Here is a 14,437-nt window from a genome sequence, read left to right on the forward strand (position 1 = left end):
TTCCAATTGGGCGAGGCGGCAAGATGAAGGGTGCGGGCGGAAGCGACGGCGGGGTGGGCCAGTTTTTCATTGGCTTGGTCATGATGTGCGCCGGTTTTTACATGTTGTTCAAGGCGATCGATGTCAGTTCCAGTTTCGGCATGGGCGCGCGCGTCTTTGGCTGGTCCGGTTACGGCGGCTCGTATGGCGTGTCCGGTGGCATGATATTGGTGCCGTTCGTGTTTGGCGTCGGCATGGTGTTTTACAAGGCCGGCAGCTACCTGGGGTGGACGCTGGCGATCGGTTCGCTGGCGGCGCTGTTGTTCGGCGTGATCACCTCGGTTAATTTCAGTCTGCGCAGCATGAGCGCGTTTGATTTGCTGGTCATTCTGGTGCTGGCCGTTGGCGGCCTGGGCTTGTTTTTGCGCTCGCTGAGGTAAACCGGGGCGCAAGCCCGGGGCCAGACCCCGGGGGGACGGCCCCGGCTTGCTGTTTAATCCGCCTGCTCGTCGTTGTCGTCGGCTTCGCCGCCGGCGGCCGCTTTGGCGCGGTCGGCGTCGACGCCGGCTTTCAGCGCGGCGGCGCGCTTGAGGAACTCGTCCGGGCTGTGGTCCGGGCTGAGCCGGAACGCCGGCGGCAGCAGCACCGACATGTACGGCTCGTCTGCCAGGCGGCCGTGCTGTTGCAGGTTGCTCATCAGGGCCAGGCTGGAGCCGACCAGCAGCAGCGCCAGGCAGGTCGCCGCCAGGCGGCGCGGATGGCGCGGCTTGATCGTGCGCAGGTGGAAAAACACCATGCCGCAGACGATCGCGATCAGCGCGTGCCGGCCGTAGCGCGTCAGCCATTCCAGCGAGTACGAGTAGGCTACCACGGAGCTGAGCAGTTCCCACGCCTGCAGCGCGACCATGCCGCAGCCGAGGATGAACAGGTGGCGCCCCAGCCGCGCGTGGCGGCCGAACAGGCGGTTGCCGAAGGCCCAGACGGCGCCCCACACCAGGCCGCCGGCCAGCGCGTACGACAGCACCAGCAGGTAGGCCACCGCCTGGAACGGCTGGGCGTCGCTGAGCCAGGTGCTCAGCACGGTGGTGGCGCCGACCAGTCCCAGTCCCAGCAGCGCCGGCGTGCCGCCCTCCCAGCCGTGCATGGTGGTGTCGGCCGCTTCCGCCGGCACCGGGTGGTCGGCGCCGCGCAGGCGCAGGTTGGTGTGGCCCAGCCGCACCACGGTGTCGCCGTCGAGCGCGATGCTGGCCAGGCGCTTGCCGCGGTGGACGCTGCCGTTCTGGCTGCCCAGGTCGCGCAGCACCGGCCGGCCGTCGGCGTCGGCCTCGATCACGGCGTGGCACGCGGCGGTGTGGGCGTCGTCGAGGATGACGTCGTTGTCGTAGCCGCGCCCGAGGCGGATCGGCAGCGCGCCGGCCTGGTGGCGGTTCAGCACCTCGCCGTTGCGCGCCAGCGTTTCAATCCAGTACGGCGGCCTCACGGCTTGCCCCCGCAGGCGATGGCGTCGAGGAAGACGCGGGCGCTGCGCAGGCCGTTGTCGTAGGACACGCCGCGGGCGTCGATGCGGCTTTGCAGGCTCATCAGGCCGCTGTCGGCGCTGGCCGTCAGCAGCGCGAAGTCGTACAGGCCGGCGAATTTGCGGTAGGCGCGCACGCACAGCACCGCCCGCAGCGGCAGGCTGTGGTTCTTGACGAATTGCTCGGTGCAGCTCGGGCCGGTCAGGTGGGCGTCCTTGTGGCTGCCGAAGTGCTCGTTCTTGAACGCGGCGCCGGCCAGTTCGGCGAAGCGCACCGGTCCCAGCGTGTTACTGCGCAGGAATTCGTGGCGCATCGAGATTTGCCCGGTCTGCAGCGTGCCGGAGATGAAAATCGCCGCCTCCATCGCGCAACTGGTGTTGTCGATCATGAAGGGGGTGTCGGTCTTGACGTTGGAGCGGCCCCAGCAGCGCATTTGTTCCGATTCGCGCACCGGCACCCGGTACGGCCCCATCGCCTTCAAGGTCAGCGGCGTGCCCAGCAGGCGCTCGACCAGCATGGCTTGATGGGCCAGCAATTGTTCGCTGACGACCGGCTTGAAATCCTTGGGCGGTTTGCCCTGCGCCGCCACCTTGTTCAGCAATTGCTGGGCGTAGCGGGCCGGCACCAGGAAGCTCACCAGCTCGCCGTCCAGCCGCTTCGAGACGTTCACGCCGGCCACGTCGCCGTCGACGGTGACGCTGGGGCCGCCGCTCATGCCCGAGTTGATCGGGCCGGTAAACATCAGTTGTTCGTAAAAGCTGCGCAGGATGACGCCGTTGTAGGAGCCTTCGGAAATGGCGAAGCCGAGGTCGAGCGGATTGCCCAGCGAATACAAATACTGGCCCTGGGTCAGCGCGGCGAGCTGGTCGGGCATCTTGAAAAAGCCGGTGCCGTTGCGGTTGACCCGCACCACGGCCAAGTCGTGCAGCACGTCGACGGCGAGCAGCTCGACGTTGCCGCGGCGCCCGCCGGTGTCGACCCATTCGCCGACGTAGGTGTCCGGGTCCAGCGCGAATTGCGAGACGACGTGGTAATTGGTGACGACCAGGTTGCCGGTGCCGATCAGGAAGCCCGAGCCGACCGACGATTGGGTGCGGCCGCTCTTGAGCAGCACGCGCACCTGCAGGATGTCGTTCTTGGCGGAAGAATACAGTTTTTGCGCGGCGGTGGACGGCGCCGGTAACGCCGCCGTCGTGCCGGTATCGGCCGTGGCCGTGGTGGTGGGCGGCGCCTCGGCCGGCGTCGGCGGCGCCGCGATGGCGGCGCCGCTCAGGCAGGCCAGCCACAGCGCGAGCTTAGGTAAATTCATGCATCTCCTGGGAAATCGTGCCGGCGCGACAAACGACTACAGCGCGCCGTCCTCGGGCGCCGGCGGGGTGGCCGGCGTCATCATATGGCCGAGCTTGCTTGCCTTGGTGTTCAGATAGTGCTGGTTGAAGGCGTTGCGGTTGACCAGCAGCGGCACCCGCTCGGCGACCTTGATGCCGAGTTTTTCCATCGCGTCGATCTTGCGCGGATTGTTCGTCATCAGGCGCAGGCTGGTGATGCCGAACTGGCCGAACATCGGCTGGCACAGCGCGTAGTTGCGGGCGTCGGCCTTGAAGCCGAGTTGCTCGTTCGCTTGCACGGTGTCGGCGCCGGCCTCCTGTAGGCGGTAGGCGCGGATCTTGTTGATCAGGCCGATGCCGCGCCCCTCCTGGCGCAGGTACAGCAGGATGCCGCGGCCCTCGGCGGCGATCTTCTTCAGCGCGCCCTCGAGCTGGGCGCCGCAGTCGCAGCGCTGCGAGAACAGCACGTCGCCGGTCAGGCATTCGGAGTGGACGCGCGCCAGCACCGGTTCGCCGTCGCCGATGTCGCCCAGCGTCATGGCCAGGTGTTCCTTGCCGGTGGCGTGTTCGACGAAGGCGTGCAGGGTGAACTGGGCCCACGGCGTCGGCAACGCGCAAGAGCTCATATAGTCCAATTCTTCTTTAACCGGGGTGTCTGCGCGCTGCATGGCTGTGCTCTTAAAAAGTAACGATAAAAGTAAAAAGGCGCGCCGATCCGACTGCATCAGATCCGGCGCGCCCTGTCATCATACCAAAACTTGGACGGGAAATAATTCGTTGGCCGCTTTTCGACTATATTCAAATAGCGCTAGCACTCCGGGCCGATGCCGGCGCAAGCAAAAACCAAGGGGCCGCTTGCCTTGGGTGCCAACGCCGGGCGCGGCCCTTTGCTGGATTACACCGGCGGCAGGTCGAACAGCAACACTTCGGCGTCGTCCGCCTGTTCCAATACGACCAGCTCGGTGTCGCTGATTTTCAGCGCGTCGCCGCCTTTCAGCGCGGCGCCGTTGACCAGCAGCGCGCCGCGGATCAGGTGCACATACGCGTTGCGGCCCGCCGCCAGGCGGTGCTGCAGGCGCTGGCCCGGCGCCGGAATGCTGGCGTACAGCGAGGCGTCCTGGTGGATCAGCACCGAGCCGTCGCGGCCGTCGCCCGACGCCACCAGGCGCAGTTGCCCCGCTTTGCTGGCCGGATCGAAATGCTTTTCCTGGTAGCTCGGCTCGATCCCGCTGACGTTGGGGGCGATCCAGATTTGCAGGAAGTGCAGGCCTTCGCTGTGCGAGTGGTTGAACTCGCTGTGGCGCACGCCCTTGCCGGCGCTCATGCGCTGCACATCGCCGTAGTGCAGCACCGAACCGCTACCCATGCTGTCCTTGTGCTCAAGCGCCCCGTCCAGCACGTAGGAAAGGATTTCCATGTCGCGGTGGCCGTGGCTGCCGAAACCCTGGGCCGGCGCGACGCGGTCTTCGTTAATCACCAGCAGCGCTCCGAAACCGACGTGCAGCGGGTCGTGGTAGTGGCCGAACGAGAAACTGTGCTGCGAGGCCAGCCAGCCGTGGTTGGCTTGGCCGCGATCTTCACTTTGACGAATTTGTAACATGGCTAACTCCATTGGTTTAAGGCTGATATGCGATAATTTCAACCGGCCCCGTTGCCGCCTTTCGCGTATCTCCGCCTCGATGAAGCACAGTGTACGCGCCGTTTCCGGAAACAAAAAACGGAAAATATACAGCCTTACTATCGAAAAAATCGAATGCTCAGACTCAGCCTGGAAGCGCTGCAAATCGTCGACGCGATCGACCGCCGCGGCTCGTTCTCGGCGGCCGGCAAGGAATTGCACCGGGTGCCGTCGACGATTTCCTATACCGTCGCCAAACTCGAGGGCGACCTGGGCGTGCAAGTATTCGAACGCAACGGCCCGCGCGTGCTGTTGACCCGCGCCGGCCAGGAGTTGTTGAAGGAGGGGCGTTACCTGTTGAAGGCGGCGCACGACCTGGAACAGCGTGTGCGCCGCGTCGCCTCGGGCTGGGAAACCGAGCTGGGCATCGGCTACGATTCGATGTTTTCGGCGCTGGCCTTCGAGTCCGACGCGCGCGCCTTTTACGCCGTGGCGCAGCAGACCCGCTTGCGCATGGTCGCCGAGGCCCTGTCGGGCACCTGGGAGGCGCTGCTTGAGCGCCGCGTCGACTTGCTGGTGGGCGCGCCCGGCGACGGCCCGGCCGGCGGCGGTTACGTGGCCCAGCCGCTGGGCACGCTGTCCTTTGTCTTTGCCGTCGCGCCCGGCCATCCGCTGGCGCGCGAGCCGGCGCCGCTGGGGCGCGGCCAGTTGCAGCACCACCGCGCCGTGGTGGTGGCCGACACCGCCCGCCAGCTGGCGCCGCGCACCGTCGGCTTGCCGCTGGGCCAGGACGCGCTGACCGTGCCCAGCATGCACAGCAAGTACGACTACCAGGTCGCCGGGCTCGGCTTCGGCTTCCTGCCGGAGCCGTGCGCGCGCGCCGCCATCGCCCGCGGCCTGCTGGTGGAGAAGCAGGTGGAGGAGCCGAAGCCGGCCGAAACCTTCTATCTGGCCTGGCGCGCCGGCGAGGGCGGCGCCGCGCTGCACTGGTGGCGCGAGCGCATGCGCGAGCCGGGCCTGTTCCAGCGCCTGCTCGCGCATTTGCCGGGCCGGGCCGGCTGAGGCGGCCGCGGCGCCGGCCAAACGTTACAATGCGCCAGACATTACCCTCGCCGCCATCCGGCGCCGCCACCACCTCTACCACGGGATTCCCATGAGCCGCAGCATCCTCGACGAAACGCATTTACATCCAGCCATCCGCGCCAGGGTCAGCGCCAGCCACGCCGATATCGTCGCCGAGGTCAAGGCCGCCGTCGCCGCCCATCCGGTGGTACTGGTCGGCATGGCGCAAAATCCCTTCCCGCGCAAGGCCCGCAAGATCCTCGACACGCTCGGCACGCCCTACCACTACCTGGAATACGGCAGCTACCTGAGCCAGTGGCGCCGCCGCACCGCGCTGAAAATGTGGAGCGGCTGGCCGACGCTGCCGATGGTGTTCGTGCACGGCGTGCTGATCGGCGGCGCCAGCGAGCTGAAAAGCCTGCTCGACAGCGGCGAGTTGGCGCAGTTGCTGGCCCGGAAGATCACCGTGCGCTAGGCATTGCCGCCTTGGCCGGGCTTCATTGATCCGCCGCAAAGGATGGTGACAATGCGCGTATATTGGCGGCCTAGGCTGGTGCTATTCTGAAACAAGTTGCTGCGATTTTCAGCTGTTCAGGAGGGCATGCCATGCGCCGTTGCGCACGCCGGCCGACAGTGTGAGCGTCCAGATTGCCAACTGGGGGCGGGCGCGCTACGGGACTGCCCCACATCGCCGGCACCGGATTTTCCGCGGCAGCATGGAGGCTGTATGAGCACACCCGGCACGCATCCCCGCATTCTCATCGTCGACGACGAGGCGGCGCATATGCGGGCGCTGTGCGACACGCTGGGCGCGCACCATTATGAAACCACCGGCCTGGTCACCGCCGAGGCCGCCCTGACGCTGTTGCGCAGCGAACCCTTCGACTTGCTGCTGACCGACCTGATGCTGCCCGGCATCGACGGCATCGCCCTGGTGCAGGAGGCGCGCAAGCTCGACGCCGACCTGACCTGCATCATCATGACCGGCGAGGGCAGCATCGCCTCGGCGGTGCTGGCGATGAAAATCGGCGCGCTCGACTACATCGTCAAGCCGTTCAAGGTGGCGGCGCTACTGCCGATCCTGGCGCGGGCGCAGGAGGCGCGCCTGCTGCGCATCAAGAACGCGATGCTGGAACAGCGCGCGCGCGAGCACGCCGTCGAACTCGACGCGATGAACAAGGAACTCGAACTGGCCAAGCTGGAGGCCGAACGCGCCAACGTCGCCAAGTCGGTGTTCCTGTCGAACATGAGCCACGAGCTGCGCACCCCGCTCAACGCCATCCTCGGCTTCGCCCAGGTGCTGACGTCGGAGGTGCTGCCGTCGACGCCGCAGGAAAAGAAAAAATTCGCCTGGCACATCGTCGACGCCGGGCGCCACCTGCTGACGCTGATCAACGAAGTGCTCGACCTGGCCAAGGTCGAGGCCGGCGCGCTGTCGCTCTCGCTCGAGCCGGTCGCGCTGGCCGAGGTCCTGCTCGACTGCCAGGCCATGATCGCGCCGCTGGCGCAGCAGCGCGGCATCACGCTGGCGTTCCCGCCGCAGGCCGCGCTGTACGTGCTGGCCGACCGCACCCGGCTCAAGCAGGTGCTGGTCAACCTGCTCTCGAACGGCATCAAGTACAACCGCGAACACGGCTCGGTGACCCTGGAGTGCCAGCCGGCGCGGCCCGGGCGGGTGCGCATCTGCGTGCGCGACACCGGCGCCGGCCTGAGCCAGGAGCAGCTCGACGCCGTGTTCCAGTCCTTCAACCGGCTCGGCCGCGAAGGCTCGAACGAGGAGGGCACCGGCCTCGGGCTGGCGCTGTCGAAGCGCCTGGCGGAGGCGATGCAGGCCGAGATCGGCGTCACCAGCACGGTCGGCGTCGGCAGCACCTTCTGGGTCGAGTTGGCGCTGCGCGGGGTCGGCCCGGCGCCGGCCGCGGCGGCGCCGGCGCCCGGGCCGGAGGCCGCCCGGGCGGGGCCGCCGCAGCACGCCGCCCGGTCGCGCCGCAGCCTGCTCTACGTCGAGGACAACCCGATGAACGTGCAACTGGTGCGCGAATTGCTGCGCCTGCGCGCCGACCTGGACCTGCTGACGGCCACCGACGGCCAGCGCGGCATCGAACTGGCGCGCCTGCACGCGCCGCAACTGATCCTGATGGACCTCGACCTGCCCGGCATGGACGGGGTGGAAACGCTGCGCCAGTTGCGCAGCGACCCCAACACCGCGCATATCCCGGTCATCGCGCTGACCGCCAGCGCGATGCGCAGCGACGTGCGGCGCGGCATGGCGGCCGGCTTCTTCGGCTACATCAGCAAACCGATCGACGTCGCCGGCTTCGGCGAGGCGATCGACGGCGCGTTGCGGCTGGGCGCCGAGCCGCAGCGCGCGTAGCGGCGCGCGGCACATTTTCAAACAGTTCTTTCCTTCCGACGGGCAGTTTTTTTGAAAGGTGGCTGACATGCACAACGTAACCGGCAGCAACGATGCACAAATAGACCGCTGGCAAAAAGGCCGGCAGAAGCTGTTCAAGGAAGTGCCCGAGGGCGGCAAGTCGATCCGCTACCTCGACAAGGAGTTCCTGGTCTTCCCAAACACCTTCTGGCCGTTTACCGACAGCCAGCCGCTGGTGCAGAACTTCCGCATCCGCCGCGGCGACAGCGTGCTCGACGTCGGCACCGGCTCGGGCGTGATCGCCGTGTTCGCCTGCTACCAGGGCGCCGGGCGGGTGCTGGCCGTCGACGTCAACCCGGCGGCGATCCAGAGCGCCAGCTACAACGCCCGCCAGCACGGTTTCGGCGCCGTCATGGAAGTGCGCCGCTCCAACCTGTTCGAGGGCGTCGGCGACGAGCAGTTCGACGTCATCACCGCCAACCTGCCGTTTCGCGACAAGCCGGCGCACGACGTCGTCGCCCAGTCGCAGTGGGACACCGACTTCCAGACCAACACGCTGTTCTTCCAGGACGTCGGGCGCTACCTGAAGCCGGACGGGCGCATCTACTTCGCCCACGCCAACTTCGGCTCGGTCGAGACGGTGCGCAAGCTGGCCAAGGCGGCCGGCTTCACGGTGCGGGCGATGGCGACGGCCTCGGCCGACAAGGCCGGCACCAAGACTTTCTACGCCTTCGTCATGAAGCGGGCGCGCGCGACGGCAGCCGCATGAGCGAACTGATAGACGCGGTCAACCGCTTGCGCGGCGTGCGCCGCTCGCCGCTGGCGCCGCTGGTGCGCACCGTCGTCGTCATCCTGGGCAATTCGCGCTCCGGTTCCAGCCTGCTCAAGGAGGTGCTCGCCGGCCATCCCGACATCGCCTCGCTGGACGGCGAGATCGAACCGCTGCTGGCGCTGACCGGCAACGGCTTCGGCTACAACGCCGACAGCGACGCGCTGGACGCGCTGGCCAACCCGGCCGCGGTGGCCGACAACATCTTCGACGAGTTGGGCGTGCCGCAGCCGCACGCCGCGCCGGCGGCGGCGCTGCAGCGGCGCTGGGTCAACCGCTGCCTGCTGCAATTCCCGGCGCTGTTCGCCGAGCCGGCCGGCCACCGGCGGCTGACGGCGGCGATCGGGCGGGCGCTGGCCGACGCCGCCGCGGACGGCGTCGGCGACGAGCAGCGCTTGCAGCGCAGCGTGCTGGCGGAGGTGTACCGCGACGCGCCGTGGCGCCTGAACTACTACGACGACGGCGGCGCCGGCGGCGGCGGCCCGTGCTTCGACGAGGCGGCGAAAATCGAGGAGCCGCCCTTCGTCGTGCCGCGCCACCAGCAGCGCCCGTTCACGGCGCACGACGCGCAAAACAAGATCGTGCTGTTCAAGGCGCCGTCGGACGTCTACCGCATCGGCATCTACCAGCAACTGTTCCCGCACGCGCGCGTCCACTACCTGCACCTGAGCCGCGGCTACGCCCAGTCGGTCAACGGCCTGATGGACGGCTGGCTCTCGCCGGTCGGCTTTTTCTCGCACGACCTGCGCCGGGTCGGCCAGCGCCTGGCCATCGGCGGCTATTCCGAACTGACGCCGTTCGGCCGGCGCTGGTGGAAGTTCGACCTGCCGCCGAACTGGCGCGAATTCACCGAGGCGACGCTGGAGCAGGTCTGCCTGAACCAGTGGTTGTCGGCGCACCGCGCGGTGCTGGCCAGCGGCGTGGCGGCGCTGCGCATCTCGTTCGAGCAATTCCTGGCCTCGCCGGGGGCGCAGCTGAACCGCATCACCGACCACCTGGGCGCGCGGCCGATGGCGCCGCCGCCGGCGCTGCGGGTGATGATGGCGACCGACGCGCCGCGGCCGATGCGCTGGAAAAAGCGCCAGCAACTGATGCTGGAACTGGGCGAGCGGCGCGACGTGCGGGCGATGATGGCCACGCTCGGCTACGCGATGAAGCCGGAGGGCTGGCGATGAACCGCCACCTGATCGTGCCCTTCCTGATGGGCCAGTGGCGCGCCGGCCTGTGCCGCGTCGCCGACCTCGACGGCCACGACTGGGACGTCATCGCCGACCCGGATTTGCGGCAGACGCATATCGCCGACGCCAATGAAAAAATGCGCAGGATGGGCCTGATCTACGCCCGCCTGGCCGAGGCCGTCAAACTGCGCGTGCGGGCCGGGCTGGTGCCGGTGTGCATCGCCGGCGACTGCATGTCGACCTCGGGCGTGCTGGCCGGGCTGCAACAGGGCGGCCGCGCGCCCGAGCGCATCCTCTGGCTCGACGCCCACGGCGACTTCCACACCTGGGGCACGACCCAGACCCAGTACCTGGGCGGCATGCCGCTGGCGGTGCTGGTCGGGCGCGGCGACCGCCGCCAAGCCGGGCGCGACGCCATCGGCGCCTTCGTCGCCGCGGTCGGCGTGCAAGCCTACCCGGAGCACCGCGTCGTGCTGTCGGACGCGCGCGAGCTCGACCCCGGCGAGGCCGAGGCGGTGCGGTCCTCGGCCATCGTCACCTGCGGCATCGACGCCGTCCTCTCGCACCTGCGCCCGGACGAGAGCCTGTACCTGCACTGGGACACCGACGTCGTCGACGCCGAGGCCGACACGCCGGCGCTGAAATACCACGTCAAGCACGGCCCCAGCTGGGCCGACATGCACGCGCTGTTCCGCGCGCTGCGCGGCATGGACATCGTCGCCGTGTCGGTCTCGGCCTGGCACGAGGAGGGCGACGCCGACAACGCGGCGGCGCTGGCCAGCCTGGCGCTGCTGCGCGAGCTCGACGGCGAGCCGGCGCGCGCCGCCGCGCCGCGGGGGGGGCGATGATGGCCGGGCCGCAACGGCACTTGCCGCGCCGCGGCGGCGGCCGCGCCGCCTGGGGCTGGGCCTTGCTGCTGGCCGTCGGCACGCTGGCGGCGCTGTACGCCTGGCTGCACCGCCCGGCCGGGCCGGCCGGCAACGGCGACGCCGAGCAGGTGGTGATCGCCACCAATATCGACTACGTCGGCAGCTGCCCGGTGGTGGCCGGGCTGGAGCGCGGCTATTTCGCCGACGAGGGCATCCTCGCCGTGCTGCAGGCGCATTCGAGCGGCAAGGCGGCGATGGAGGCGGTGTTGCAGGGCAAGGCCAACCTGGGCACGGTGGCCGACATCCCCATCATGTTCGCCGGCCTGAACGACAGTCCGGTGTCGGTTATCGCCAGTTTCTTCAAGACCGAGAAGGACCACGGCATCGTCGGCCGGCGCGACAACGGCGTCGTCACGCCGGCCAGCCTGAAGGGCAAGCGCATCGGCGTGAGCTTGAGCACCTCCGGCCATTTCACGCTGGACGCCTTCCTCAACCGCCAACTGCTGCGTTCGAACGAGGTGATCATGCGCAACTACAAGCCGGAGGAGATGGCGGCGGCGCTGGAGCAGGGCGACGTCGACGCGGTGGCCAGCTGGGAGCCGTTCCTGACGCAGATGCAGAGCCAGCTGGGCAGCAACGCCGTGGTGTTCTACGGCCAGGACGTGTACGAAAGCATCTACAACCTGGCGGCGATGCGCAACTATGTTGCCAGCCGCCCGGAAACCATCAAGAAGGTGTTGCGCGCGCTGGTGCGCGGCGCCAGTTTTTGCGCCGGGCAGCCGGAGGCGGCGCGCGCCGTGCTGGCCGCCCGCACCAAGGGCGACCAGAGCAAGTGGCAAGCCTCGTGGCCGAGCTACCGCTTCAGCGTGGTGCTCGACCAGGGCCTGATCCTGGCGCTGGAAGACCAGGCGCGCTGGGCCATCAAGAACAAGATGACGCAGCGCACCGAGGTGCCGAACTACCTCGACTACGTCTACCTCGACGGCCTCGAGGCGGTGCAGCCGTCCGCCGTGACGATCATCCATTGAGGGCGCCGTGAAAATCTCGACCCGACTCAAGCTGGCCGAACTGTTCTGCGTGATCGTGGTGGCGGTGATCGTCGCGATGCTGTGGCTGACCGGCCAGCAGATGAAGCGCGAGCTGGCCAAGAACGAGAGCGCCAGCCAGGTGCTGCAGGCGGTCACGGCGCTGCGCTACCTGTCGCTCGAGTACGCGCTGCACCACCAAAACCGCACCCGCATCCAATGGCAGCAGCGCAACGCCTCGCTGGCCAAGTCGCTGGCGGCCACGCGCGACTTCGACGGCGGCGACGAGCGCGACGTCGTCGCCGGCATGCGCCACAACCTCGAACGCGTCGACGTCCTGTTCGGCCTGCTGGTGACGAACCGCATGCACCGCGCCGGCGGCCGGGTCGGCGCCGAGGTGCTCGACGAGCTCGAAACCCGCCTGTCCGGGCAAATCACCAACAAGACCCAGGCCATGATCTCGGCGGCGCTGAGCCTGTCCGAGCGCAGCCGCGAAGGCGTGCTGCAGGCGCAGCGGCGCGCCAACCTGGTGGTGGCGACCTTCGGCGGCATCGTCATCCTGGTGGTGGCCGGCGTCATCGTCATCACGCTGCGCAGCGTCACGCGCCCGCTCGACAAGCTGCGCGAGGGCACCCTGATCGTCGGCGCCGGCAACCTCGACTTCTCGCTCGGGGTCGACACCACCGACGAGATCGGCGACCTGGCGCGGGCGTTCGACCACATGACCGAAAAGCTCAAGCGCACCACCGTCTCGCGCGACGACCTGGTGCACGCCAACGAGGTGCTGCACGGCGAGATCATCGTGCGCCAGCAGGCCGAGCAGAAGGTCCACGCCCAGCTCGGCCGCCTCAACCTGCTGCACCAGATCACCCGCTCGATCGGCGAGCGGCAAGACCTGCGCAGCATCTTCCAGGTCGTCATCCGCAGCCTGGAGGACCAGTTGCCGCTCGACTTCGGCTGCATCTGCCTGTACGAGCCGGCCAACAAGATGCTGGTGGTGACCAGCGTCGGCCTGCTCAGCGAGCAACTGGCGCGCGAATTCGCCATGAGCGAGCTGTCGCGCATCCCGATCGACGAGAACGGCCTGTCGCGCTGCGTGCGCGGCGAGCTGGTCTACGAGGCCGACATCGGCGAAGTGGCGTTCCCGTTCCCGCAGCGGCTGGCGCGCGGCGAGTTGCGCGCGCTGGTGATGGCGCCGCTGCTGGCCGAGAACACCGTGTTCGGCGTGCTGGTGGTGGCGCGGCGCGCGCCGTACAGCTTTTCCAGCGGCGAGTGCGAATTCCTGCGCCAGTTGAGCGAGCACGTCGCGCTGGCCGCCAACCAGGCCCAGTTGTACGGCGCGCTGCAGCGCGCCTACGACGACTTGCGCCAGACCCAGCAATCGGTGATGCAGCAGGAGCGCCTGGGCGCGCTCGGCCAGATGGCCAGCGGCATCGCCCACGACATCAACAACGCCATCTCGCCGGTGGCGCTGTACACCGAGTCGCTGCTCGAGACCGAGGTCAACCTCAGTCCGCACGGGCGCCACTGCCTCGAGGTGATCGAGCGGGCCATCGACGACGTCGCCGCGACGGTGGCGCGGATGCGCGAATTCTACCGCCAGCGCGAGCCCCAGCTGTCGCTCTCGCCGGTCGACGCCAACCTGCTGGTGCGGCAGGTGGTCGACCTGACGCGGGCGCGCTGGAGCGACATGCCGCAGCAGCGCGGCATCGTCATCGACCTGCGCACCGAGCTCGAGGCGGGGCTGCCGGCGATCATGGGCATCGAGGGCGAAATCCGCGAGGCGCTCACCAACCTGATCTTCAACGGCGTCGACGCCATGCCGGACGGCGGCGCGCTGACGGTGCGCACGCGCCTGGCGCCGGAGCCGGAGCTGGCGCCGGCGGGCGCGCCGGCGTTGCCGCGGGTGGTGCTGGTGGAAGTGTGCGACAGCGGCGTCGGCATGGACGAGAGCACCAAGCGGCGTTGCCTGGAGCCCTTCTTCACCACCAAGGGCGAGCGCGACACCGGCCTCGGCCTGGCGATGGTGTACGGCATGATCGAGCGCCACGGCGCCCACATCGACATCCGCAGCGCGCCGGGGCAGGGCACCGTGGTCAGCCTGCGCTTCCTGCTGCCGGCGGTCGCCGCCGAGCTGGCGCAGCCGGCCGGTTCCTACCCGATCGCCGCCAGCCTGCGCATCCTGCTGGTCGACGACGACCCGATGGTGCTCAAGGCGCTGCGCGACATCCTTGAAATCGACGGCCACGCGGTGGTCGCGGCCGACGGCGGCCAAGCCGGCATCGACACCTTCCGCGCCGCCATGGAGCAGGACGAGCCGTTCGCGCTGGTGATCACCGACCTCGGCATGCCCTACGTCGACGGGCGCAAGGTGGCCGCGGCGATCAAGGGCATGTCGCCGCGGACGCCGCTGATCATGCTGACCGGCTGGGGCCAGCGGCTGGTGCCGGAGAGCGACAACATGGTGCAGGTCGACTGCGTGCTGAGCAAGCCGCCCAAGCTGCGCGAGTTGCGCTGCGCGCTGACGCAAATCTTCGAGGGCGCCGAGCAGGGCCCGGCGGCGTGAGGGCGGGGGGGGGGGGGGGGGGGGGGGGGGGGGGGGGGAGGAAAAAAAAAAAAAAAAAAACAAAAAAAAAGACAAAAAAGCAGGGGAGAGGG

At 68.6% G+C, this 14,437-nt stretch carries 13 protein-coding genes; 9 read left to right on the forward strand and 4 right to left on the reverse strand.

Features of this window, described 5'->3' with window-relative positions:
• Nucleotides 1–23: 23 nt before the first annotated feature.
• Entirely contained in the window at nt 24–419 is a 396-nt protein-coding gene (locus ACFDR9_RS04015) for a hypothetical protein (protein WP_409030149.1), read from the forward strand.
• Between the two features lie 53 nt (nt 420–472).
• On the opposite strand, the gene ACFDR9_RS04020 is transcribed toward ACFDR9_RS04015, so the two are convergent.
• The 4 genes from ACFDR9_RS04020 to ACFDR9_RS04035 form a co-directional block, all read right to left on the reverse strand.
• Nucleotides 473–1,459 (reverse strand): FHA domain-containing protein, encoded by a 987-nt coding sequence (locus ACFDR9_RS04020; RefSeq protein WP_017874766.1) that lies wholly within the window; start codon nt 1,457–1,459, stop codon nt 473–475.
• Nucleotides 1,456–2,805, reverse strand: coding sequence for a serine protease (locus ACFDR9_RS04025; RefSeq protein ID WP_409030150.1), 1,350 nt, complete (start codon nt 2,803–2,805; stop codon nt 1,456–1,458). Before ACFDR9_RS04025 ends, ACFDR9_RS04020 begins: the two co-directional genes overlap by 4 nt.
• Before the next feature lie 36 nt (nt 2,806–2,841).
• Entirely contained in the window at nt 2,842–3,450 is a 609-nt protein-coding gene (gene ribA / locus ACFDR9_RS04030) for a GTP cyclohydrolase II (protein WP_198291976.1), read from the reverse strand.
• A gap of 269 nt (nt 3,451–3,719) precedes the next feature.
• Nucleotides 3,720–4,424 carry a pirin family protein gene (locus ACFDR9_RS04035; protein ID WP_017874769.1) on the reverse strand — a complete coding sequence of 235 codons (705 nt, stop codon included), beginning with the start codon at nt 4,422–4,424 and terminating at the stop codon, nt 3,720–3,722.
• 153 nt (nt 4,425–4,577) lie between these two features.
• On the opposite strand from ACFDR9_RS04035, the gene ACFDR9_RS04040 reads away from it, so the two are divergent.
• The 8 genes from ACFDR9_RS04040 (at nt 4,578) to ACFDR9_RS04075 (ending at nt 14,345) form a co-directional block, all read left to right on the forward strand.
• The gene (locus tag ACFDR9_RS04040) at nt 4,578–5,504 is read left to right on the forward strand and encodes a LysR family transcriptional regulator (RefSeq protein WP_017874770.1); all 927 of its coding nucleotides are present in this window, start codon (nt 4,578–4,580) and stop codon (nt 5,502–5,504) included.
• Nucleotides 5,505–5,595: 91 nt separating this feature from the next.
• Nucleotides 5,596–5,979: a glutaredoxin domain-containing protein gene (locus tag ACFDR9_RS04045; protein WP_409030151.1), complete on the forward strand. Its 384-nt coding sequence runs from the start codon at nt 5,596–5,598 to the stop codon at nt 5,977–5,979.
• Nucleotides 5,980–6,231: 252 nt separating this feature from the next.
• Nucleotides 6,232–7,878: a response regulator gene (locus tag ACFDR9_RS04050; RefSeq protein WP_409030152.1), complete on the forward strand. Its 1,647-nt coding sequence runs from the start codon at nt 6,232–6,234 to the stop codon at nt 7,876–7,878.
• 67 nt (nt 7,879–7,945) lie between these two features.
• Nucleotides 7,946–8,647 carry a methyltransferase gene (locus ACFDR9_RS04055; RefSeq protein ID WP_017874773.1) on the forward strand — a complete coding sequence of 234 codons (702 nt, stop codon included), beginning with the start codon at nt 7,946–7,948 and terminating at the stop codon, nt 8,645–8,647.
• Nucleotides 8,644–9,882: a sulfotransferase gene (locus ACFDR9_RS04060; RefSeq protein ID WP_017874774.1), complete on the forward strand. Its 1,239-nt coding sequence runs from the start codon at nt 8,644–8,646 to the stop codon at nt 9,880–9,882. Before ACFDR9_RS04055 ends, ACFDR9_RS04060 begins: the two co-directional genes overlap by 4 nt.
• A complete protein-coding gene (locus tag ACFDR9_RS04065; protein ID WP_409030153.1) occupies nt 9,879–10,733 on the forward strand; it encodes an arginase family protein in 855 nt (284 codons plus the stop codon). Before ACFDR9_RS04060 ends, ACFDR9_RS04065 begins: the two co-directional genes overlap by 4 nt.
• A complete protein-coding gene (locus ACFDR9_RS04070) occupies nt 10,730–11,782 on the forward strand; it encodes an ABC transporter substrate-binding protein (RefSeq protein ID WP_232429637.1) in 1,053 nt (350 codons plus the stop codon). The genes ACFDR9_RS04065 and ACFDR9_RS04070 overlap by 4 nt, the downstream gene beginning before the upstream one ends.
• A gap of 7 nt (nt 11,783–11,789) precedes the next feature.
• A complete protein-coding gene (locus ACFDR9_RS04075; RefSeq protein WP_409030154.1) occupies nt 11,790–14,345 on the forward strand; it encodes an ATP-binding protein in 2,556 nt (851 codons plus the stop codon).
• Nucleotides 14,346–14,437: the final 92 nt, after the last annotated feature.

It is taken from the genome of Janthinobacterium sp. CG_23.3 (assembly GCF_046115965.1).
GTDB lineage: Bacteria > Pseudomonadota > Gammaproteobacteria > Burkholderiales > Burkholderiaceae_D > Janthinobacterium.